General features: G+C 60.9%; 14 protein-coding genes and 1 pseudogene. 6 read left to right on the forward strand and 9 right to left on the reverse strand.

Translation table 11 applies throughout. The features are described from left to right. Positions 1-415 precede the first annotated feature (415 nt). Positions 416-913 (forward strand): membrane bound O-acyl transferase family-domain-containing protein, encoded by a 498-nt coding sequence (locus tag SGJ19_17770; protein MDZ4782099.1) that lies wholly within the window; start codon positions 416-418, stop codon positions 911-913. Beyond that, on the forward strand, positions 910-1,338 hold the full coding sequence (locus SGJ19_17775; protein MDZ4782100.1) for a hypothetical protein: 429 nt from the start codon (positions 910-912) through the stop codon (positions 1,336-1,338). Before SGJ19_17770 ends, SGJ19_17775 begins: the two co-directional genes overlap by 4 nt. A gap of 184 nt (positions 1,339-1,522) precedes the next feature. Here SGJ19_17775 and SGJ19_17780 read toward each other — a convergent pair whose 3' ends face one another. Continuing rightward, complete coding sequence (locus tag SGJ19_17780) at positions 1,523-2,581, reverse strand: M42 family metallopeptidase (GenBank protein ID MDZ4782101.1); 1,059 nt, start codon at positions 2,579-2,581, stop codon at positions 1,523-1,525. A 173-nt stretch (positions 2,582-2,754) separates the two neighbouring features. Here SGJ19_17780 and SGJ19_17785 point away from each other — a divergent pair, with 173 nt between their 5' ends. Beyond that, positions 2,755-6,204, forward strand: a complete 3,450-nt coding sequence (locus SGJ19_17785) for a PVC-type heme-binding CxxCH protein (protein ID MDZ4782102.1) — start codon at positions 2,755-2,757, stop codon at positions 6,202-6,204. Between the two features lie 52 nt (positions 6,205-6,256). Beyond that, positions 6,257-7,162: an alpha/beta hydrolase gene (locus SGJ19_17790; GenBank protein ID MDZ4782103.1), complete on the forward strand. Its 906-nt coding sequence runs from the start codon at positions 6,257-6,259 to the stop codon at positions 7,160-7,162. A gap of 131 nt (positions 7,163-7,293) precedes the next feature. Here the strand turns inward: SGJ19_17790 and SGJ19_17795 are convergent, their stop codons facing one another. The 4 genes from SGJ19_17795 to SGJ19_17810 form a co-directional block, all read right to left on the reverse strand. Continuing rightward, a complete protein-coding gene (locus SGJ19_17795; GenBank protein MDZ4782104.1) occupies positions 7,294-8,508 on the reverse strand; it encodes a protein-L-isoaspartate(D-aspartate) O-methyltransferase in 1,215 nt (404 codons plus the stop codon). Between the two features lie 217 nt (positions 8,509-8,725). Then, complete coding sequence (locus SGJ19_17800) at positions 8,726-11,776, reverse strand: valine--tRNA ligase (protein ID MDZ4782105.1); 3,051 nt, start codon at positions 11,774-11,776, stop codon at positions 8,726-8,728. 162 nt (positions 11,777-11,938) lie between these two features. After that, positions 11,939-13,537, reverse strand: a complete 1,599-nt coding sequence (gene cimA, locus SGJ19_17805) for a citramalate synthase (protein MDZ4782106.1) — start codon at positions 13,535-13,537, stop codon at positions 11,939-11,941. Positions 13,538-14,275: 738 nt separating this feature from the next. Then, complete coding sequence (locus SGJ19_17810; protein MDZ4782107.1) at positions 14,276-17,497, reverse strand: BamA/TamA family outer membrane protein; 3,222 nt, start codon at positions 17,495-17,497, stop codon at positions 14,276-14,278. Positions 17,498-17,976: 479 nt separating this feature from the next. On the opposite strand from SGJ19_17810, the gene SGJ19_17815 reads away from it, so the two are divergent. Beyond that, positions 17,977-18,894 carry an outer membrane beta-barrel protein gene (locus tag SGJ19_17815; GenBank protein ID MDZ4782108.1) on the forward strand — a complete coding sequence of 306 codons (918 nt, stop codon included), beginning with the start codon at positions 17,977-17,979 and terminating at the stop codon, positions 18,892-18,894. Between the two features lie 112 nt (positions 18,895-19,006). Here SGJ19_17815 and SGJ19_17820 read toward each other — a convergent pair whose 3' ends face one another. Then, positions 19,007-19,327 (reverse strand): hypothetical protein, encoded by a 321-nt coding sequence (locus SGJ19_17820; GenBank protein MDZ4782109.1) that lies wholly within the window; start codon positions 19,325-19,327, stop codon positions 19,007-19,009. A 234-nt stretch (positions 19,328-19,561) separates the two neighbouring features. Between SGJ19_17820 and SGJ19_17825 the strand changes: the two genes are divergently transcribed. After that, a complete protein-coding gene (locus SGJ19_17825; protein ID MDZ4782110.1) occupies positions 19,562-20,899 on the forward strand; it encodes a DUF805 domain-containing protein in 1,338 nt (445 codons plus the stop codon). An 87-nt stretch (positions 20,900-20,986) separates the two neighbouring features. Here SGJ19_17825 and SGJ19_17830 read toward each other — a convergent pair whose 3' ends face one another. The 3 genes and pseudogenes from SGJ19_17830 to SGJ19_17840 form a co-directional block, all read right to left on the reverse strand. Then, positions 20,987-21,709 (reverse strand): GNAT family protein, encoded by a 723-nt coding sequence (locus tag SGJ19_17830; GenBank protein MDZ4782111.1) that lies wholly within the window; start codon positions 21,707-21,709, stop codon positions 20,987-20,989. Between the two features lie 305 nt (positions 21,710-22,014). Further along, positions 22,015-23,235: a DEAD/DEAH box helicase gene (locus SGJ19_17835; protein ID MDZ4782112.1), complete on the reverse strand. Its 1,221-nt coding sequence runs from the start codon at positions 23,233-23,235 to the stop codon at positions 22,015-22,017. Between the two features lie 368 nt (positions 23,236-23,603). Then, positions 23,604-23,816: pseudogene (locus SGJ19_17840) on the reverse strand (integrase core domain-containing protein). Positions 23,817-24,041: the final 225 nt, after the last annotated feature.

Consider the following 24,041-nt stretch of genomic DNA (forward strand, 5'->3'; position numbering starts at 1 on the left):
TCAAGCCGGCTAACTGATCTCAGCGATCTGTTAAGTACACGCCGTTTTCGCCGGTTCACAGGACAGGGAAGCTTGATTCAAGGGCCGGACGCCGGTAGTTATGGAAAGCGGCATTCCTGCCTGGGGCCAAATGTGGCTCTTGGCAATTCTGATCTATGCGGTTTGCAAGGCAGTCGTCTGGATGCGGCTGCGTGAGTGCTCAGCGCCTTGCTGGAAGCAAGCCGCGTTTCTACTCGCTTGGCCCGGTATGAACGCGAATGAGTTCGTAAGCCAAAGCAGTGAACCAACGCCGCACCGCGACTTGACGTGTGACTCACTTTGGGCGGCTGCTTCGATTGCGTTCGGTGCGTTCCTGTTTTGGATTGTCGCGCCTCAATTGTCGGATGAGCGAGAAACGTTGATCGCGTGGCTTGGCATGATTGGCACGATCTTGATGTTGCACTTCGGCGTGTTTCGACTACTGGCGAACTATTGGCGCGCCCAGGGCGCCGACGCGCGACCGATCATGAACGCGCCTTGGGCGGCGTCGAGCGTCAGCGAGTTCTGGGGGAAGCGTTGGAACACCGGCTTTCGCGACCTCGCCGTACAATGCATTTTCCGACCCGTCGCACGACGAATGGGAGTCGCCTCGGCGACTTGGGCAGTGTTCTTGTTCAGCGGCGTTGTCCACGATCTTGTGATCTCGCTCCCCGCCGGTGCAGGATACGGACGCCCGACGCTGTACTTCTTGATTCAAGCGATGGCCGTTCAATTCGAGCACACCGCGCTGGCGCATCGACTGGGCATGCACAATGCGATTCGTGGGCGACTGCTCGCGGCAGTCGTGATTCTCGCGCCCGTGGAATTGCTGTTCCATGCGCCGTTTCGCACCCATGTCATGATCCCATTCATGGAGGCGCTGGGCGCAAGATGAATATCGAACTGGAGACCGCGATTTGGCTAATTGGCATGGGCCAGCTAGGCGTGCTTTGCGCGTCAGCACTTGTGCCGCTGCGGCTTGACTGGAAGCAAAGCCTGAACATGCTGCCCGAATTGCAACGGCAGCTGTACTGGGTCTACGGCGGTTACACCGTGATGTCGATCATCGCGCTCGGCGCGACTTGCCTTGGATGCAGTCGCGAAATCGCCAGCGGCGATCGCCTCGCACTGGCGTTCAGCGCATACGGCGCGACGTTCTGGGGCGTGCGGCTCGGTCTGCAAGCGGTGCTGAATGCGCGGCCGCATCTGACGCGCTGGTGGTTGTGGCTGGGATACCACGTCCTGACGCTATTGTTTCTCGCCTTTACGTGCGTCTATTTGATGGCCGTGTGGAACGCGATTCGAACTCTGCGCCAATGACTTCGTAGGAGAAGGAGCCACGAAAAGCACGAAAGGCACGAAAAGTGTTTCAGGGCCACAGTTCGTTGCGAACTCATGCCATTGATACGAACACTCCACGATCCAGCTTTCAACGCTGTATTGAAGTTTTCGTGCTTTTCGTGTCTTTCGTGGTTCCTCTGAATTCAACTGGAACAACGAATTCCTACGGCACAAACCGGTCGTCCGCTTTCAATCCCGCTGCGAACTTGGCCAGCAGGTCCGCGGCCTGATCGATATCGGCGAGGCTGATCATCTCGACCGGCGAGTGCATGTAGCGGTTCGCGATGCTCACCAGGCCGACGGCCATGCCGGCGCGGTTGATTTGCATGCTGTTGGCGTCGGTCCCGGTGGCGCGGCCGTTGGCCGCGAGCTGATAGGGCAACTCGTTGGCCTTCGCGGCGCTGATCAGTCGATCCACAACCACCGGGCTCATATTCGGTCCGCGGTAGATCACCGGTCCGCCGCCGAGCTTCACGTCTCCCTCTTGCTTCTTGTCGATCGTGGGGCAATCGGTCGCGTGCGTCACGTCGACGGCGATGCCCACTTGCGGATCGATGCCGTAGGCGCTCGTCTTCGCGCCGCGCAAGCCCACTTCCTCTTGCACCGTGGAGACGGCGTACAGCGCACAATCGAGCGGCGCAGCACACGCGCGGCGGAAGGCCTCCATCACGACCCACACGCCGCACTTGTCATCCATCGCCGGCGCATGCGCGAGCCCGTTGCGGGCTTCGTGATAGCAAAGTTCCAACGTGATCGGATCGCCGATGTTGACCACCGAATGCGCGTCGGCCTTGTCCTTCGCGCCGATGTCGACCCACAGGTCCTTCATCTTGGGAACCTGCTTCCGCTCTTCGTCGCTCAGCAAGTGAATGGGTTTGCGCGCCATCACGCCATGCACCGGCCCCGTCGGCGTCCAGACAGTGACGCGCTGGCCGATCAGCACCAGCGGATCCCAGCCGCCGATCGTTTGCACGGAGAGAAACCCCTGATCGTCGACGTAAGACACCAGCAAACCAATCTGATCGCAATGCCCGGCGAACATCACCCGCAGCGGCGCGCCGGCGTTTTTCACCGCGATCACATTGCCGTGCAGATCGGTCGAGACATGGTCGGCGTACCGGCTGATATACTCGCGGACCACATTCTGCGCCGGCTGTTCGTAGCCGGACGGGCTGGGGACCGAAAGCAGGTTTTTGAGAAAGTCGTGGGCAGTGGATTCCATGCGGCAGCTCGCGAAAACAGGCCAAAAATGCGACTCGCGCAATGTATCGGACCCGGCCGGCCCCGCCAAGGCGACAGGTTCGCGCGTCAGGTTGCCACCGGCGCGAACTTCACGCAAAATAGGCGTTCCCGTCGCGTCAGCGCATCCCACTTCTCCGCCATGGATCGCCGGTCATGTTCCTCCTTCGCTGGATTGCTTTGCTCGCCTTGATCGTCGCCAGTCAAGTTCCGGCGCAGGCCGCGGAGAGCGACGCTTCGATTCCGCACAATCAAGACGCGCCCCCGGGGCCGGCGCTGTCGCCCGAGGAAGCGGTCGCCAAGATGACGGTGCCACCGGGCTTCACCGTGGAAGTCGTGGCCGCCGAGCCCGACCTGATGAATCCGGTCGCGATGACCTTCGACGAACGCGGCCGTATTTGGGTCACGGAAAGCTTCGAATACCCGCGCCGCGAACCGGGGCCCGGGCGCGACCGCATTAAGATCCTGGAAGATACCGATCACGACGGCCGCGTCGACAAAGTCACCATCTTTGCCGAAGGCTTGAACATTCCTTCTGGAATCGCGGTCGGTCATGGCGGCGTGTGGGTGGCGAACTCGCCGGACATTCTGTTCTTGCAAGACACCGACGGCGACGACCGCGCCGATAAGCAAGAAGTCGTGGTCACCGGTTTCGGCCGCGACGATACGCACGAGTTGCCGAACTCGCTCACCTGGGGCCCCGACGGCTGGCTCTACGGGCTGAACGGCGTGTTCAACCCGGCGGTGGTGGAACATCGCGGCAAGAAACACGAGTTCACTTGCACGTTGTTTCGCATTCATCCGTTGACGCGCGACTTCGAACTCTTCTGCGAAGGCACCAGCAACCCTTGGGGCGTGACGTGGGATCGCGAAGGGAGCGCGTTTATCAGCGCGTGCGTAATCGATCACCTCTGGCACTTAACCGAGACCGGCTACTACTTGCGCCAGGGCGGGCCCTATCCGCCGCACACCTGGCGGATCGAGTCGATCGTCAAGCATCAGCATCAGAAAGCCGCCTATTGCGGCATCCATTACTTCGATAGCGCCGCCTATCCCGAGCAGTACCGCGAAAAGCTCTACATGGGCAACATCCACGGCAACTGCATCAACTGCGACTACCTGGAGCGCGCCGGGTCGACGTACTTCGCCAAGCCGGATCCCGATTTCCTGTCGGCGAACGATTCCTGGTTCATGCCGGTGGTGCAGAAGACCGGCCCGGACGGCTGTTTGTATGTCCTCGATTGGTACGATCGCTATCACTGCTATCAAGACGCCAACCGCGATCCCGAAGGGATCGATCGCGGCAAAGGCCGTCTCTATCGCATCCGTTATCAAGACACGCCGCGCGCGCCGGCCTTCGATCTGGCGAAAGAAACGGACGCGCAGTTGATCGAGCGGCTGCATAGCCCGAACGTGTATTTCCGCGATCTCGCGCAACAACTGCTGACCGAACGGAAGACGTCGCGCGATCAAGTGGCGGCACTCGTATTAGACAATAATGCCCCGCGCAAAGCGCGGATGCATGCCATCTGGGCATTGGTCGGCGGCGGCCCGCTCGACGAGGCGTTTCACCTCCAGCTCCTTACCCACGAAGATCCCAGCTTCCGCGCCTGGGGCGTCCGCGCTGCCGGGAATATGAAGCAAGTTTCTCAGGTAGTGCGCGATCGCGTAATTGCGCTGGCCGACGATGCTTCGCCCGACGTGCGGCTACAGGTGGTGATTGCTTCGCAGAAAGTAGCTGGCATCGATCCGTTGCCGCTCCTGTTCAAGGTGCTGGCGACCAGCGGCGACGACGAGTTGCTGCCGCACATTGTTTGGAACAATTTGCAGCCGTTGATGGACGAGCGCCGAAGCGAAGTTGTCGTTGCTGCGTTGCGACGCAGCGACGCGATTGGCAAACCCGGCTTAAACGGCATGATGCCGTATTTCACGCGTCGCCTCCTTGAGACGAAGGTGATCGACACGCGCGCCGTGGCGGCCTTGTTTGATCTGCTTACTTCGACGGCGCATGGCAATATCGATCTGGCGCGCGAGCTGCTGCAAGTCATCGCATCAAAGATTCAGAATCGTGAGATTACTGGCTATTCGGCGGACAAGCTGCATCAGACGATTGCCAATCGCGTCGACGGGATCGTGAAGGACGGCGTGGACGCTCCGTTGTATCGTGACGCCGTGTTGCTATCGGCCAGTTGGGGCGAAGCAGACAGCGTCGCAGTAGCGCGCACCTTGTTGAGCAATGCTGCGTTGGCTCCGACCATGCGAGCGCGAGCACTCGCGGCACTGATTGCAGCGAATGACGAAGGCGTTCTCGCTGCCGTGGGATCGCTACTTGCCGAGACAGGTGCGGACAGCCAAGAACTTCGTCGCCAAACCATTGCCGGTCTCGGCCGGCTGGATGCGCCACAAGTTGGCGCAATGATTCTGGCAGCATATGGCAAGATGGAACCCGAGCTGCGCCCATCGTCGATCGAGTTGCTTACCTCCCGTCCAGCCTGGGCCAAGCAACTGCTCTCCGCTGTCAAGGACCATCGCGTCCCGCGCGAGGCGATCAGTGTAAATCACGTGCGCAAATTGCTGTCCAGCAGCGATCAGGAACTGGTCGATCAGGCGACTGCCGAGTGGGGCGCGATGCGGCTGGAGCGCAGCCCGGAGCGCGAGCAGATCATTGCCCAGATGCGGGACGTTATTCGCGCCACGTCCGGCGACGCCCAGCGCGGTCAGGCGGTGTTCACCAAGCTCTGCGCCACTTGCCACAAGATGTATGGCGAAGGGCAGGAAGTCGGCCCGGACATTACGGTGAACGGCCGAAGTTCGTTCGAGCAGTTACTCTCGAACGTCTTTGACCCGAGCCTGGTGATTGGCGCTGCGTATCAGGCCGTGACCGTGAATACCACCGATGGCCGCGTGTTGACCGGCCTGTTGGCCGAGAACAGCGATCATCGTGTCGTGCTCAAGGTGCAAGGCGGCAAGACGGAGACCATTGCCCGCGCCGATGTCGATGAGATGGGCGTGAGCAAGCTCTCGCTGATGCCCGAGGACGTGGAAAAACAACTCAACGCTCAGGAGATCGCCGATCTCTTCGCGTACATCACGCTCGATCGCCCGCCAAGTGATCCGAACGCGCGGCAACTGCCCGGCGTGCGACTCGTCGAGGCCCGCGACGCGAGCGATCCGGCGGAGTTCGCGGGCATCTTGGCGGAAGTCGCGCCCGGCTTCACCATGGCCACTTCGGGAGAAGACGGGATTTCGCTGTTGAGCGAATACCGCGGCCGCGCGACGGTCGTGCGCACGCACCCGGTGAGCGAATCGCAACCCTGCATACTCACCAGCGAAGTCGATTTGCCCGCCGGCAAGAAATCGCAACTCTTACTCTCCGTCGGTTGCCATGACGACGAGAGCGATTGGCGACTCGTCGTGAAAGCCAACGGCGAAACGGTGCTCGACACCATGGTCGGTCCGGACACCACCGCGGAAGGCTGGGCCGATCTAACGGTCGACCTGAGTGCGTTCGCCGGCAAACCAGTGAAGTTGGAATTACTCAACGCAGCCAACGACTGGAACCAGGAGTGGGGCTATTGGGGCCGCGCGGCCGTGGTTTCGGAGTAGCTTCGCCATCAAACATTTATTTGACGCACAATCATTGCAAAGGAAGTGTTCCGTGCATCGCGCCATGCAGTTGTTTTCAGTGCTTATGTTCGTCGCCGTGATCGGCCTCATTCCCACGCGTTCGCGCGCCGCCGAGCCTCGCCTCGAATTGCTTTGGCCCGCGGGCGCGCCAGGCGCCGTCGGCGACGAGGAGGCCGATCGGCCTTCGCTCACGATTTATAGCGCGCCGGAGGAGAAGGCGGTCGGCGTCGGCATCGTGATTTGTCCCGGTGGAGGGTATGGGCATCTGGCCGTCGATCACGAAGGTTTGCAAATCGCCGAATGGATGAATTCACTCGGCGTCACGGCGGGCGTGTTGCGCTACCGCATTGCGCCCCGCTACCATCATCCCGCGCCCTTGCAAGACGCGCAGCGCGCCATGCGCTTGATGCGCTCGCGGGCGGCTGAGTTGCAAATCGATCCGGTGCGGATCGGCGTAATTGGTTTTTCCGCTGGCGGGCACCTCGCGTCGACCATTGCCACGCATTTCGACGATGGCGCCCCGAATGCGCAGGATCCCATCGACGGCGTTTCCTGCCGGCCCGATTTCGCGATCCTCTGCTATCCCGTGATCACGATGGAGTTGCCGACTACGCATAGCGGCTCGCGGCGCAATCTCTTAGGCGAAGAGCCCGATGCGGCGCTGGTGGCGGCGATGTCGAACGACCAGCAAGTCACCGAAAAAACGCCGCCGACGTTCCTGCTCCACACCACGGAAGACACCGTCGTCCTCCCGGAAAACAGCCTGCTGTTTTACGCGGCACTACGCAAAGCAGGCGTGCCCGCCGCATTGCACATCTACGAAAAAGGCCCGCACGGCGTCGGCCTCGGCCGCAAGCTTCCCGGCGTCGGCGCCTGGCCGGAGACCTGCGAAGCCTGGCTGCGGGATCGAGCAGTGCTGCCGAAAAAGGAGCAGTGAATGGAATGACGAATTTCCAAATCCGAATGACGGAAGAATGATTGAATGACGAATGGTTTTGGCGTACCAGACTCATTCGTCATTTAAGCATTCGGATTTCATTCGTCATTCAAATTTAGAAAATCGACATTCTACCGCTGGCTTCCCGTCACCGTGATGTCGTCGAACTCCAGCGTGCCGGTAGCACCGAAGAGACCGATGCCGATCACCGCTCCTCGGGCGCTGACCGGCACGACCATGTTGACCGACTTTTCCGTCCACTTGATGTCGCCCGTCCACGGGCCGAGGATTTCCTGGCGAATCGGCGCTCGGTCTTCGCCGAAAAAATTCACGTAGAGCGTCGCAAACTGATCGCGGTTCGCGCCGGACACCAGGTTCTCGCCGCGCATGCGATAACCGACGGTGATCGATTTGACCTCGCGGCCGTCGATGCCGATTGCCTGCAGGCAGTGCGCGTCGCGCCCTGTGGTGTCGTTGTGAAAGCGGAGGAAATGGGCGGACGCGTCGCCGTCCTTCGCAATCACTTCCGCCTGGCGAACGTAGTACCAGGCCTCGGGTAGTCGCTTCTCGGCGTCAAATTTCTCGAAATCGCCGTTCACGAGCGCGGGCGTCGCATCGTCCGGCTTGACCTGACGTAACTCCTCGGCCTCGCCGGTCATCGGCACGAAGTACGTCGCTTCGAGCGGTTCCTTCTTGAGTTTGCCGTCGACTTTCGTAAACAAGTACAGGAGTTGCTGATACCGCTCGCCGAGCGGCACGATCATCCGTCCGCCTTCCTTCAACTGATCCACCAGCGGCTGCGGCACGTTTTCCGGCGAGCAGGTGACGATGATCTTGTCGAACGGCGCATGTTCCGGCCAGCCCTTGTAGCCGTCGCCGACCATGGTGAACACGTTTTCGTAGCCCAGCTTTTCGAGCGTCGCCGCCGCGCGTTTACCCAGCGGTTCCACGATCTCGATCGAATACACCTCGCTCACCAGGGGACTCAACACCGCGGCCTGATAGCCGGAGCCGGTGCCGATTTCCAATACCTTGTCGGTCGCCTTCGGTTCCAACTGCTCGGTCATATAGGCCACGACGAACGGCGGCGAGATCGTCTGCCCGTGCCCGATCGGCAACGCCATGTCGAAGTAGGCGAACTTGCGTTGCTTGGCCGGCATGAACTCATGACGCGGCGTGGTGCGAATCGACTCCACGACCCGCTCGTCCTTGATGCCGGCGCCGGCGATTTCATCGTCCGCCAATCGATTCCGCGCGGCTTCATTCGGATCGGCCTGTTGCGCGGCAACGGACGACGCCAAGATCAGAAAGCACGCAACGTGCGCAAGACCGCGAAGAGCATTCATCGAAGGTCATCGCCTGGGGCTGTAGCCGGCCGGTGTAAGGCCGGTGGAGTGGACACGATAATAAGAGCATACCGTGAGAATTCGTAACCGCGAAATGCGCGAAATCTCGCGAACAGCAATTACATCGAGAAACGTCGCAAGAGCAAGCACCAGGAGAATCTTTTTCAATGCAGTTTTCGCGTGATTTCGCGTATTTCGCGGTTCAAAATGCACCGTACTACGCCTGGGAACGCAGCGTCGTCAGGGTTTTTTCGAGGGAGCCGACGCGTTCGCGGAGTTCCTCGAGGGCTTTGCGCTCAGCGTCGACTACGGCGGCCGGGGCGCGGCTCGTGAAATTCTCGTTCGACAGTTGGCGTTCCTTGCCGGTGATTGATCCGCGGACGCGGTCCAACTCCTTTTCGTTGCGTTGGATTTCCGCCTCGACGTCGATCAGGCCGGTCATGTCGACAGCCACTTCGGCGCCGCCGGCGGCGATCTTCGCGCACGTCGTCGGTTCCACGACGTTCGGCCCCCAGGCCGTGGCCGTCGCGCCCGCCATGCTCTCGAAATACGGGGCCATCGGCTGCAGCAACTCCGCCGTTTCGTCGTTCGAGCGCAGCGTGAAGCGGATCGGCGTCTTGGGCGGAATGTTCTGCCGGCTGCGAATCTCGCGCAAGGCGCGCAGCACTTCCTGGAAGCGCGCGAACCGGGCTTCAAACTCCGCGTTTCGCTGCGCGGCGTTCGTCTCCGGCCAGGTGGCAACCATGATGCTCTCGCTGGCCTTCGATGGCTGGGGCAATCCGCGTTCGGGCGCAACTTCGCCGAGCAATTGCCAGACGTCTTCCGTGATGAACGGAATCAACGGATGCAACAGTCGGAGCAGCGCGTCGAGCGTATGCACGATCACGCGCTGCGCGAGCGGACGCTGCTGCTCGTCGTCGAAGCGGCTTTTCGCCATCTCGACGTAGAAGCTGCAAAAGTCGTCCCAGGCGAAGTCGTACAGCAACCGCGCCGCCTCGGAGAACTTATATGTGTCGAGCGCCTCAGTCACGCCGGCGGTCACCGTCGAGAGCCGGCTCAGGATCCAGCGATCCTCGATCGGCAGCTCCGTCTCATTCACCGCGGCAGGCGTGTAACCTTCGAGATTCATCATCACGAAGCGCGAGGCGTTCCAAAGCTTGTTGCAGAAGTTGCGCCCCAGCTCGAAACGCTCGCTCACCACGGCGCCGCGCGGCAGCGCCACGTCGGCTGGCTTTTCGGCCCATTGCGTGGAGAACTCCTTCCCACAGTGCTTGCACGGCACGCGCGGCAGCACGCGGTTTTTCTTGGTCTGCGGCACCAAATGCTGGCAGTGCGGGCATTCGAAATCGACCGGCATCCGCACGTCTTGCGTTTCGGTCGTGAGATACGCGAGACCGAAGCGCAGCGAATCCGCGCCGAACTTTTCCATCACGTCGATCGGGTCGACGCCATTTCCCTTCGACTTCGACATCGTCTCGCCGTCGCCGTCGAGAATCTTGGGGTGAATGAACACCTCGCGGAACGGCACGTCGCCGATGTTTTCCAGTCCTGTAAGCACCATCCGCGCCACCCAGAGCGTGATGATGTCACGGCTCGTGATCAGCACACTTGTGGGATAGAAGTATTTCAATTCAGGCGTTTGCTGCGGCCAGCCCAACGTCGAATGCGGCCAGAGCGCTGAACTGAACCAGGTATCGAGCACGTCGTTGTCCTGGTGAATCGTGTGGCCTTGAATCGCGTCAGGCGCAAGGTCGGTCTCCTGCGCGCAGATCAACCATTGGTCGCGCTCTTCGTCGCGTTGCCAGGAGACGTCGTTCCGTCCGGCAAAAGCCTGCTTCAATTCCGCTTCGGTCACCGTCGGCGCGGGCCAGATGGGAATGCGGTGGCCCCACCACAGTTGCCGGCCGATCGGCCAATCGCGTTTTTCGCCGAGCCAATCTAAGTAGCCTCGCGCGTAGCGCTGCGGAAAAATCTTCACGCGGCCGTCGCTCACGGCGTCCATGGCCGATTGCGCCAAGCGATCCATCTTTACGAACCATTGATCGGCCAGGAACGGTTCGATCGGCGTTTTCGAGCGATCCGAGTGCGCGATCTCGATTTCGCGATCTTCCACGTCGCCAAGCAACCCTAGCGCGTCGAGGTCCGCCACGACGCGTTCGCGCGCCACGAGGTTTTTCAATCCCTGGTACGCGCCGGCATGTTCGTTGAGCGTACCGTCGGGATTGAGAATGTTGATCATCGGCAGCGACTGCCGCTTGCCGACTTCGTAGTCGTTCGGATCATGCGCCGGCGTGATCTTTACGCAGCCCGTGCCCAGTTCCGGCTTCGCCCAGAGATCGGTCACGAGCGGGATTTCACGATTCAACAATGGCAAGAGCAGTTTACGCCCCGCCTTGGCCATGTCGCGCAACTTGATCAATCGTGGCAACAGTTCCGCGCGGCGCTTCGTTAGATCGGCGAGTTGAGCTTTGATCGCCGGCTTGTCCTTCTCGGCGGCCTCATTCAGCTTCGCGCGCAGGTCCGCTTCGACCTTATCGAACGCCGCCGCGGGGTCCGGGTGTACTGCCACAGCCGTATCGCCGAGCATCGTTTCCGGCCGCGTCGTGGCGATCTCCACATGCGTGGGCTCACCGGGCTTGGGGTCGATCACCGGATAACGAAAATGCCAGAAGTGCCCCTGGGTGGTCTCGTGGAATACCTCGTCGTCGCTCACCGCGGTTTGCAGGAACGTGTCCCAATTCACCAATCGCTTGCCGCGATAGATCAGGCCCTTCTGAAACAAATTGAAAAACGTATGCCGTACCGCCCGGGCGCAAACGTCATCCAGTGTGAACCGCGTGCGCGACCAATCGCAACTCGCGCCAATTCGCTTGAGTTGCCCGAGAATGCGCTTCTCGTAGTCAGCCTTCCACTTCCAGATGCGCTCGACGAGCTTCTCGCGCCCCAGATCGTGCCGGCTGAGTTTTTCTTCTTGCAGCAATCGCCGTTCGACCACGGCTTGCGTGGCGATGCCGGCGTGATCGGTCCCCGGCATCCAGAGCGTGTTGAAGCCCTGCATCCGCTTCATGCGGATCAGCGCGTCCTGCAAGGTGTTATTGAGCGCATGACCCAGATGCAAAGCGCCGGTCACATTCGGCGGTGGGATCACGATCGTATAAGGCTTCCGCGCCGCGTTCGGCTCGGCATGAAAATACCCTCGCGATTCCCACCAGGAGTACCAACGACTCTCAGCGGCGGCGTGATCGTACTGCTTGGCAAGTTCGGTCATGTTGCGATGTGGGAAAGAGCGAGTGCAATTCTGTTTTGAACCGCAGAGGCGCGGAGCAGAGTTTGAAGTTTTCAGTGTTCAGTTTTCAGTGCTTGGGTACAGAGCGGAATTCGCGCGATCAACAACTCCAGAATCCCCTCTGCGTTTCCGCGCCACTGCGTTTCAAATGGCCTGAACCACTTTGTCCACAGCGGCCCCGCGCGATTCGTCCTTGTAGAGCTTGTATTCGATGCTGTCGACCAGCGCCATCCAACTGGCTTCGATGATGTTTTCACTGGCGCCGACCGTGCCCCAGACGTCGTGTTCGTCGCGGCTTTCGATCACCACACGCACCCCGGCCGCCGTGGCCGCCTCGCTGTTCACGACGCGGACCTTATAGTCGACAAGCTGCATGTGCTGCAGGTTCGGGAAGGTGCCGTTGAGCGCTTTGCGCATCGCGGCGTCCAGCGCGTTCACCGGGCCGTCCCCTTCGGCCACCTCGTGGCGCACTTCCTCGCCGACTTTGATCTTCACCCGGGCCTCGGTGACGACATTATCGTTGCGATCGGACTCCACGCGGACCGAGTAGCTGAGCCGTTCGAAATGCGGCTGGTACTGCCCGGCGCATTTGCGGACCAGCAACTCGAACGAGCCGTTGGCGGCTTCGAACACAAATCCCTGGTTTTCCAAACGCACGACCTCGTCCAGAATCTTCGTCATCAATTCCTGGTCATGCGCCAGATTGTGCTTGCTCGTCAGCGCGGCGATGTTTGAGCGGCCGGAGAGTTCACTTACCAGAATACGGCGCTCGTTGCCGACGACTTCCGGGTTGATGTGCTCGTAGCTGCTCGTGGCCCGGGCGACGGCATGAACGTGCATGCCGCCCTTATGCGCAAAGGCGCTTTGGCCGACGAACGGTTGGCTCGGCCGGTAATTCATGTTGGCCGTTTCGTAGACGAAGCGCGACAGCTCCGTCAGATGCTCGACCCCTTGCCCCGTCAACACTTCATAGCCGCGCTTTTTGACCGCCAGGTTCGCAATCACCGAGATCAAATCGGCGTTGCCGCAGCGCTCGCCGAAGCCATTGATGGTCCCTTGCACGTGGACGGCGCCGGCGTCGACGGCGGCCAGGGAATTGGCGACGCCCAGCTCGCAATCGTTGTGGCAATGGATGCCGACCGGGATGTCGAGCCCCGCTTGCGCGGCGCGGACCAGTGCGGCGATCTCTTCCGGCATCGTGCCGCCGTTGGTGTCGCAGAGCGAGATCAACATCGCGCCGGCGCCGGCCGCGGCCTGAATCGTTTTGAGCGCGTACTCGGGATTCAACTTCCAGCCGTCGAAAAAGTGTTCGGCGTCGTAGATCACTTCGCGCCCCTCGGCACGCATCAGGCGGATGCTGTCGGCGATCATGCCCAGGTTTTCTTCCAGGCTGACGCGCAATACCTCTTCCACATGGAACGAAGAGGTCTTGCCGACGATCGTAATCACCGGCGCGTCGGAGCGCAACAGAGCCTGCATGCCGGGATCCTGGTCCGCCGCGATGCCGCGCCGCCGCGTCATGCCGAACGCGCAGACCTTGGCGTGTCCCAGTTCCATCTCGCGCACGCGCGCAAAATAGGCCGCGTCCTTTTCGTTCGAGCCGGGATAGCCCCCCTCGATGAAATCGAAGCCCAGGCTGTCGAGCCGCTCGGTGATCAGCAGCTTGTCCTGCAGAGAAAAGCTAACGCCTTCCCCCTGGCTCCCGTCTCGGAGCGTGGTGTCATAAATCTGTACGCGGCGCATGTACAATCCTCAACTTCAGTTCAGATTCACCACGGAGGCACGGAGACACGGAGGGAAAGGCAAATTGAACCGCGGAGGCGCTGAGGGAGTGAGTGGCGGAATTTCTAATTTCTAAATCTGAATGTCGAATCAAATTCGAATGACAAATGTCGAAGGCCGTTTGAGTTGACCGAAACGATCCCACCTTTCGTCATTCAGCCTTCAGTCATTCAGATTTGATTCGACATTCGGATTTAGAAATTCGTCATTCCCCTTACTCCTCTGCGTCTCAGCGCCTCCGCGGTTCAAATTGTCTTACCCGCTTCTCTTCCGTGTCCTCCGTGTCTCCGTGGTGAACTTCCCGCAAACGAAAACAGCCCCGATCGGCCGGTGGCCTCGGGGCTGTGGTAACTGCGATGCTTGAATGCTGGCAGTTCGTCCCTCAAGGCCGCGGCGTCATGCCGGTAATTCGAATGGCGATCCGAATCACGCGCACATCGACCGCTCGCCGGACTGCGCCGACGCCGCTCGAAACCAGGCTGTGAGTACCGACTACCGCCATTTTGCGAATCTTCCGATTGGGCAAACTGCAACACCCAAAGCATATGTTTTGGTAGCCAGAGTGTCAATCGACGATCATGGACCGGTTTCCGAGTCTTGGACGCAAAAAGCCCAGGGAAGGCCCTCAAAATCGTGTCATCCTCGACGATTTCGGGGGCCTTCCCTGGGCTTAACGGACGTCGAGTCAGTTGTTTGTCGCTATCGGCTGTAGCCCACGAAGAAGCTGAAGTTCTGGATGTCGTCCCCGCCGGCATGCGCGATTGGCGCGGCCAGGTCGAGGGCGATTGGCGCCGGACCCAAGGCCGGCACGGTGATCCGCAAACCGAAGCCGGGTGCGACGCGGAAGTTGTCTTTGTTGACGTCGATGTCCTCTTCCACGGTGCCGGCATCGCAGAACACCACGGCGCGAAGCATGTCGTCCGGCGTCAGCGGCACCATGTACTCGACTGAGCCCAAGAGCATGAAGCGACCGCCCGTCGGCACATTGAACATCCGTGGCGACGCCCCGCGGAAATCGAAGCCGCGGATCGTCGAGAAGCCGCCGGCATAAAAATTCTCGAACACGGGCGTCTCGTCGCCGCTAGCGGACACTTGTCCGCTGAAGCTCAGCACGTGGCGCCCGGAGCCGTCGGCGCGTTCCATGGTGTGGAAGTACTGCTTCCCCTCGATCGAACCGCGCGGATAGGTGAAATCGCCGAACGCCTGTTCGTAGGAGATCTCGAACATGTGTCCTTCGGTGGCCAGAAACGCGCTGTCGCGCGTATCGTGCATGAGCGATAGCCGCGCCGTGTAGAGCGCGTTGTCGCCCAACACGTCGATCACCTGCGGCGGGCTGGGGAATCGCGGATTCTTGACTTCTACGTTTTGCCCGCCGAGCGCCAGGTTCACCGACAAGTCGGGGCGATGCGGGAACTGGTAGCCGAAGCTCACGCGTCCGCCGATGCGATCTTCATTCCAGCCAAAATACTGCCGCGTGAACAAGAAGCCGCTCAGGCCGAAACTCACCAACGAGTCAAACAAGTACGGCTCGCGGAAGGTGATCATGTATCGTTGCAACTGATTGCCCGGCACTGCCTCGATGCGAAACTGCTGGCCGCCGCCGCGAAACGCCGTGAAGTTGCGAATCTCTTCCCAACTCCGCGGGACGCGGAAGATGTCGAAGTTGCGCTCGTCGATCACGATGTTGCCGACCACGCCGGCGTTCGAGTTGATGCCCACGCCGAACATCAATCGCCCGGTTTGCGTTTCTTCGACTGTGGGGACGATCGGCAACGTCGGCAGTTCGCGCGTCGTCGGAATCGAAGGACCTTGTGTCGGATCGCCCGTGCCGAGGAATCCGTAACCGCCTTGCGGATAGAGTTCGGTGCCAGTCGGCGCAGGCTGACCGGAAAGCGCCGGGCCTCCACCTTCATAGGTCGGCACGCCCCCTTGCGGCAGGCTGTAGCCCTGCGGGCCGGTGGCCGGATAGCCGCCTGGCGCCGGAGCGATGGTCTGCGGCACGCCATAGTTGGGCGCCGAGGAATAGGCGCCTGGCGCGGACTGCTGATAGACCGTGCTGGGGGCGGCGTTCGACTGCGGATAAGGCGACGCCGCGTACCCACCGTTCGGCGCGTTCTGCGCGGTGTAGACGGGCTGATTTCCTGGACGCCAAGTCGTCGGGTATCCTCCCGGCGCGTTGTTGACGGGCGGACGTTGCGACACCAGCTTCTGCCCCGAAGGCTGTTGCGGCGCCTGTCCCCAGACGTGTTCGCCGGGGCTTTGTCCGCGCACCCGCGACGTATCGACGCGCAACGGAACGCGATCTTGTGGACCGCGAATCTGTGGCGGCGGTGGCGGTGAGACCCGCACCGGCGGCCGCGGCTGACGCGGCAACGCGTTCGGGTGAATGGGCATCACGGCGCTGCGCGTCGTTGCGCCGCGCACACGATCCGAGAAGGCCGAGATCATGCCCTCGGCGCGTTCCGGGTCCGGGCTTTGGCCACGGAAATTGTTCGGATTCTGCGGACGTTCTGCCACTTGGCCTTCGTCCATTTCAGGCTGCTTGAACACGATCTTCGGCGGTTCCCCCTGCGAGGGATCGACGACGAATAGGCCGGAAGCCTTCAACCGTCGTTCGCTATTGCGCAATTCGCGCAGGTCCATGATATCGCCGGGGCGAATCGAGACGCGATTCAAGACGGTCGACAATCGCGTATGCGGATGGTCGCCCTTGATGATCGGATCGATGCGGCCGACGCGATATTGCTGCCCTTCGTCCAGTCGGTAGATGAGGTCGAGTACGCCTTTTTGCTCGTCATTGAAGGTCGGCGTCGCTTCCACGGCCGCGAACACGTAGCCGTGGATGCCGTACTTGTCTTGCAAGTCGGCCACGTCGCGGTTCATCTTCGCTTGATTGAAATAGTCGCCGGCTACCAGCTTGAAGTCTCGGCTCAATCCGTCCGCCGCGAACTTCGTGTTGCCGACGATCGAGACGTTCCGCACCTTGTACTGCACGCCTTCGTCGATCACGAAGGTCACCGTCAGCCATTTCTGTGCTTCGTCATAGTCGAGCCGTCGCCCGATCCGCGCGTCGAAGAAGCCCAGGCTGCGGTAGTACGCGGAGAGTCGGTTCTTATCCTCTTCGATCTCATCGCGATTCACTTGCCCGCGGAAGATCCACAGAATGCCTGGCTTCGATTGGACCAGCGTCTTGAGTCGTCCATCGCTGACGATCGTGTTGCCTTCGAACTCCGTTTTCCAAACCTTCTGCTTGCCGCCTTCGTTGATGAGGAAGATCACGCCGCGGTCCTGCGGATCGTTGCCTTCCATCACCGTGACTTGCGCGCGGCTGTAGCCTTTCTCCTGATAAAACTCCTCCAGCTTCCGCCGCGCTTCATCGACGGAATAAGGGTCCTTCGCCATGCCCTCTTTCAGGCCGGTTTTTTTGCCCAGCACGCGGCTTCTCACTTTGTTGCCGACGTACTTCACATATTCGATCGTCGGCCGTTCGACCAGCCGGAAAATCACGATCATCTGCCCGTCGGGCGTGTTTTGATAGAGGGTATCGACGTCAACGTAGCGCCGAGTGGCGATCAATCGCCGCACATCTTCTTCTACTTGTTCCGCGACAAACGGGCGTCCAGCGCGGGTTCGCACGTTCTGCGCGACGTGCTTCATCACACGCGCCAGTTGCCCTTCGGGAATGCCGTCCAAGCGGATATCGGCTACGTTCGGCGCGGTCGGCTTGCCGGCCGGGACTGCTTCCGCCGCGACAATCGGGCTCGGCTGGGGCGGCGGTGGTAACTGTCCGGCGGCGACAGGCGGGCCGGAGGCTGGACCCTGCGCGCGCAGTGCTCCCAACAGGCCGAGTTGCACGCCGAGCGCCGCCAACACCCCAAGCAGGAGATGTTTCGACCACGTGTGGACGCGAAGGCCGATCATTCGGGCTCGTTCCGTAAGCGCGATGGAATGGAAAAACAACAACCCGCGGACCAGCACGCCAACTCCCAGGCGCGCAGCCGTTCACCCCCTGATATCCGCAAGGCGGCGTAGAAATAGCGAAACGCCAACTTCGCCACAAGGCGAGAATGCATCTGCTCAGCAAGCGACGTTTCCACCAAGCCCAGGGAAGGCCCGCGAAGTCGTCGCTATCATCATCGATAAGGGAGGCCTTCCCTAGGTTTTGCTATTCCATAACTCGCTGCGCAGGAAGAAACCCAGGGAAGGCCACACTTGTCGTTGCCAATGGTGACGACTATTGGGGCCTTCCCTGGGCTTAGCGGTTTAGCGGCTTAGCGGAGTCAATCGAGTCCCCCGGCGCGAAGTGCGTTAACTGGAGAATCTCAACCTACCTTGACGTCGCCGCGCCGCCTCTCCATAATCCCGCCCCCTCGTTCCCTACCTGGGCATGGTGCGCGCAGATGGCGTGTTGGCGCAAGCTGAGTACGGCGTTGCTGGCCGCAATCACGGCTCTCAACTACTGCGCGCCTGCCGTCGCCCAATCGCTCCGCATCTTGCCGGAGATTGAACGGACGAGCGCCGAAGTGGAAATCGAGGCGGTTCCCACCGAACAGAAACCGCTCGCCGACGCTCCCTTCGTGGAACCGGAACAAGATTGGGTGGCGTCGGAGTTCGCGCCCGACGAAGGCTACGAAGAGTATGGAGATGAATGCCCGCCCGGCGTGCGCGGCGCGGGGCATCGTCTGCGGCGCCGTTGGCATCATACGCGTCACGACGCATCGGAGCTTTTCGAACGACTCCGCGCGCCGGAGCGCACCCGCAGTTGGACGAACCGCCCGCTCTCCATCGGCGGTTTCGTCGGCGGCATGTTCGGCACGGAATTGATCAGCGGACGCGTTGAGCAAGAACCGGGCGTGTTCGTGGGCGGGCGTTTCGGTTGGGACTTCTCCGAGTATTGGGGCCTGGAAACGCGCCTCGGCCTGGTCGAGATGAATCTCAGCGCCACCGACCCTGCCGTGTTCCTCGACAAGAACGAAGTCACCGCCTGGGACTTTGATTTCATGTACTACCCGTGGGGCGAATCCAGATTGCGGCCGTTCCTGACGCTCGGCCTCGGGCTCCTGCAACACGACTTCACCGACGACACCGGCTACCGCGCCAAAGACACGCTCTTCGCGATCCCGATCGGCATCGGTGCGAAGTACCGCATCGACCAACGCCTGGCCCTCCGCTTCGACCTTACCAACCACTACGCCTTCGCCGGCGGCCACGACGTGGAATCAACGAACAACATCGCCATCACCGCCGGCCTGGAGCTTCGCTTCGGCGGCCGAAGAAAAAGCTACTGGCCCTGGGAGCCGAGTCGGACTTGGTGGTAATGCGGACGATACTCGCGGCACGCGCGAGTTTGTTCGGAGCCCTCCGGGATCGCTGGCATTGAACCTTCTGTATCTGAAACTCGTCGGCGATCGTTCCTCCGTGACGACGGATTCACTCGGAACCACCGGCGCTCAGCCGATACCAACCGCACAGTGCTGCGGCTGTTAGCAGTAACGCAAATTGCCTTCCCAAGGCTTGATCGCCAGGCACAATCTCTCGCATGTCCGCGGCAAACGACGCGCCGACGAGCGCCACCAGTCCCAAAGCACCTTGTCCCGCCCCCAATGCCAAGGCGAAGCACATCAAGCAGAGACTGGTTCCGATTCCAAGAAATCCTGATAGCCCTGCCAATACTCCGCAAATGGTCACGTACCGGAAAAGTCCGATTAGCTTAAACTGCCGCCCGCGGTTTTGTGCAACTTCTTGATTCATGGGACCTCTCTGTCGATTGTGCAATTTGTCGCCCGACGTCGCCTCAACCGACGCTGTGGATGAACATTAACGGCAAAGGCGTTATACGTTTGCAGATTTCTCGGTTACTCTTGAATGGGCGTCGGCGTTCAGGATGCAGGATCACCCGTCGAATAGCAGTCGCCACAAGCCATTTGACCTAACGATTGGGACGCAGTAACGATGCGCAGAATCAGCGATTTGAAAACAATCGGAATGTGGTTTGGAGTTTCCCAGCGAGTGGGACCGGCGGCTTATGCGGGCAGCGGTCTGCTGTTGATGATTCTCAAGTATGGCGTGGAGGCACTGATCTTCTGGCAGTTCGCGTCCACGATCTTCACGCCGTGGGATTTCATCAATCCGCTGCTTGCGTCCCGCGAGTCTCTAGTGCGCCCGGCGCCAGAGTGGCTGGCCTGGGTGCTTTATTTATGGACGTTGCCGTTTCTCTGGATCGCCGTCTCAATGAGCATCCGTCGATCAGCGGACGCGGGCAGTTCCCCTTGGCTCGGATTTATCGTCTTGATTCCGCTTGTCAATCTGCTGTTCATGTTGGCAATGTGTTGCTTGCCAAGCCAACCGGGCGATTACTGGACGTTGTTCCCGAGGCCAACCGAAGAGCGGGATCGCCCCCTGAACGCCGCTCTCTCTGTCGCCGTAAGTCTAATACTCGGCGGTTTCATGGTCTGGATCAGTGTCTATCTCTTGGCTACTTATGGCGCGTCGCTGTTTCTCGGCACGCCGCTGTTGATGGGCGCTTGCGCCGCCTATCTATACAATCGTCGCGTGCCACGGACTTATTTGGCGTCGGCATGCCTTGGAGGAGCCGCCGCGTTTTTCGGCTGCGTCGCCATGCTCTTGTTCGCCCTGGAAGGAGTGGTCTGTCTCGCGATGGCTGCGCCGATGGTCGTTTCGGTGGCTACCCTTGGCGGACTATTGGGGAAAGCGATTGCCGATGCGTCTCGTCGCAGTGGCGCCGACCTTGCAGCGGTGGTCTTCGTATTGCCCCTTTGGGCGGTCGGTGAATCTTGGTTGGCGAAAGCCCCGGAACGAGTGATTTTGACAACTGTGGAGATCGACGCACCACCATCGGCCGTGTGGACGAACGTCGTGGCCTTTCCCGACCTTCCGCAAGAACGGGCGTGGTACTTCAATTGGGGCATCGCCTGTCCGGAACGTGCGAGGATTGTTGGCCAGGGCGTCGGTGCTATCCGCCATTGTGAGTTCAGTACCGGCGCGTTTGTTGAACCGATCACGGTTTGGGACGAACCACGCCGACTCGCGTTCAATGTCACCAAACAGGCCGCGCCTATGCATGAACTGAGTCTTTATCGGGACATTCATCCGCCTCATTTGGATGGCTTCTTGCGCACGACGCGTGGCGAGTTTCATTTAGTTAGCCTCCCCAACGCGAAGACGCGATTGGAAGGGCGAACCTGGTATCGATCAGAAATGTTCCCTCAATGGTATTGGTCGGCATGGTCCGACGTGTTGATTCACCGGGTTCACGACAGGGTGCTCATGCACGTAAAGCGACTCTCGGAGGAGCGGGAGTGACAAGCCGTGTGTTGTTCCGCGCTAACTCCCCTTAACTGCAAATCGTTCTGACTTCACGCGTCACAACAATGAACGTGCGCCGTCGCTTCATCCGTGCCCGTTGAGAATCGGCGCCGTCAGTTCCGAAAGCCGCACGCGCTGTTGCCCGTCGCTGTCGAAGTTCTCCGGCGCAAGCCACGCTTGAAACGCTTCGCGAAGCGCGGGCCAATCAGCGTCGATCACCGCGTACCAGGCGGTATCGCGGTTGCGGCCTTTGTAGACAGTCGCCTGGCGGAAGCTGCCTTCGAAGGAGAAGCCCAAGCGTTGCGCGGCCGCGCGCGACGGAAGATTGAGCGCGTCGCATTTCCATTCGTAGCGACGATAGCCCAGCTCAAAGGCGCGGCGCATCATCAAAAACATCGCCTCGGTGGCCGCCGGGCAGCGCTGGAACTTGGGAGCGAAGTGAATATGCCCGACTTCAATCGAACCGCTGGCCGGCGTGATTCGCATCAAGCTCGCGACGCCGGCCGGCTGCTCGCTGGCCTGGTCAATCACAGCGAAAAACAAAGGATCATCGCCCAGACACGATTGACGTATCCAGTCTCGAAACACCGCGAGCGTGGCGAACGGACCATAAGGCAAATACGTCCAGCCCCGCCCTTCGACGTCAGCCGCGTAGGCGGCGAACAGCGCTTCGGCGTGGCGATCGATGTCGAGCGGCTCGAGTCGGCAAAAGTTGCCTTCGATGACCGCGCGCGGCGGGCACGGCGGCGGCGACCAATCCGGCAAGGCCTCGCCAATCGGCTGCCCAAGTTGGTTCATGCGCGCCATGGCGGGTGCTCTGCAACGTCTACAAGTTGTGGCACTAGCCAGGTTGTGGCACGGTCTCCCGACCGTATCACCCGCCCGACCGAAGGTCTCCCTGACTAAGTGCACACGCAGAAGTAACAATGTGATGGGTGCCACTGGCGGCTTGTCCGCCAGTGCGGTTTTGGTCTCGATAGCAAGCCCAACTCCAGCACTGGCGGACAAGCCGCCAGTGGCACCCCGCATCAAACTTTATGCGGGTGTACTTAGCAAGGCCGCACCGTGGCACGGTCGGGAGACCGTGCCACAACAGCGCGCGAGGAGCGGCCCTACAGCGCCTTGCGAATCCTTCGCGGCGCGCGTCCCCCGCGGCCCATCTTCGGCGTGGCGGGCGGTTGTTCGCCGTTTTGTTCCGCTTCCGCGGCGGCAATTTCTTCTGGCGTCCCTTGCGGCTTGTCGGACTGTTGAAAACCTTCCAGTTCCGCGCGTTCCAGCAGCGAGTTGATGCGCATCTCGATGCGGGTCAGCTCGCCGCCCTCTTCCGGCGAGACGAAGGTGAAGGCCACGCCTTCGCGTCCCATCCGGCCGGTGCGGCCGACGCGGTGGACGTAGTCGTCGCAGAACTGCGGGATGTCGTAGTTGATGATGTGCGAGATGTTGCTGACGTCGATGCCGCGCCCCACGACGTCGGTCGCCACCATGCAGGCGATCTTGCCTTCGCGGAAGGCCTTCATCACCCGATCGCGGGAGCTCTGTTGCAGATCGCCGTGAATGCAATCGACGCCCGGCCATTTGCGCCGTAGATGTTCGTGCAGCTTGTCGGTCCGTTGCTTGGTCCGGCAAAACACGATCGCCTGCGTCGGCTGCTCGCGCTTCAGCAACTTCACGAGCAAGTCGAACTTGCGATCACGATCGACCGTGAAATAGTATTGTGTGATCGTGTCGACCGTGACGTCCTTCGGCGAGAAGTTCATCGTCTCCGGATCGCGCATGTAGCGCTGCGCCAACTTCTCCACCGGCGGCGGCACTGTGGCGCTTAGCAGCAATGTCTGGCGCGAGTCCGGGCAGCGCCGCAGAATCTTCTCGATGTCCGGCCGGAAGCCGATATCGAGCATTCGGTCCGCTTCGTCCAGCACCACGCATTGCAGGTTGCTGAGTACCAGCGTGCCACGGGCCATGTGATCCATCACGCGCCCCGGCGTGCCGACCACGATCTCGGTGATGCGCTTGAGCTTTTCGATCTGCCCGCGAATCGGCTTGCCGCCGTACAGGGCGACGATGTGCGTCTTGCGGCCGTGGGCCAGCTTGGCGATCTCCTCGCGCACCTGCACGGCCAGCTCGCGCGTCGGCACGAGCACGAGGGCCTGAGTGCCATGGACTTCGCTATGCGGCCGCAGCCGTTCCAGAATCGGAATCGCGAAGGCGGCGGTTTTGCCGGTACCCGTTCGGGCTTGTCCCAGGACGTCGATCCCGGCCAGGGCGCGGGGAATCAGGCCAGCCTGAATGGGGGTCGGCTCCAGGTAGCCCGCCGCGTCGAGCGAGGCGAGCATCACGTCCGAAAGTCCGAGTTCCGCGAAGCCAGTCGCGGGCGGGGTCAAAGTCTCCGTCAAATTCGCTCCTAAACGTCAGTATTCACGCCGCGAGGGGCACAAGAGCATCGGTCCGCCGAGCCCGGCCAAACAACCCACGACTAGCCTTGGGACAGAATTTCCCAAATCGTTTCATCCATCGCCTAGTCTAGCCCGGGGGAGTGCGAATCGTCAACGACGGATTGGCGGCGAGAAACGGCGGTTAGGTCTAACGCCAATACAGACTTGGAGCCAGAAGCGTGAGCGGACTATGAAAGTGCCAGCCGCCTCTATTGATTCGATGGAAGTGCGACACCCTCGGACTTTCGGACAGCGGCGGGGTTAGTTTGTTACGCCGCTTGGGCCGGGGCGTGATCGGCTTCGAATTGGGTCGGTGACTGGTAGCCGAGGGCCTGGTGGAGCCGCTCGGTATTGTAAAAGGTTTCGATGTATTTGAACACGCTCAAGCGCGCGGCTGCTGGCGTGTCGAACTTCTCGTGCTTAGTCCACTCGTGCTTGAGCGACCAGAAGAAGCGTTCCATCGCAGCGTTGTCGTAGCAGTTGCCGGTGCGACTAGGTGCATTGCTTCATATTCCAACTGCCGAACGATCGTATAGGAGCCTGCGGACATGTCCCCGATAACCACGGGAATCATGGTAGTGCTGCGGGTTTCGGCCGCATGCCCCTTAGTCAGGCCGCGGACGCGAAATTGATAGAGCCCGCGGTTGCGGCAATCGGCGTTGGGAAATTCGGCGATCGAAGGGCGTCTTCGCAGGGTTGCTTTCGCA

The organism is Planctomycetia bacterium (genome assembly GCA_034440135.1).
Taxonomy (GTDB): Bacteria; Planctomycetota; Planctomycetia; order Pirellulales; family JALHLM01; genus JALHLM01.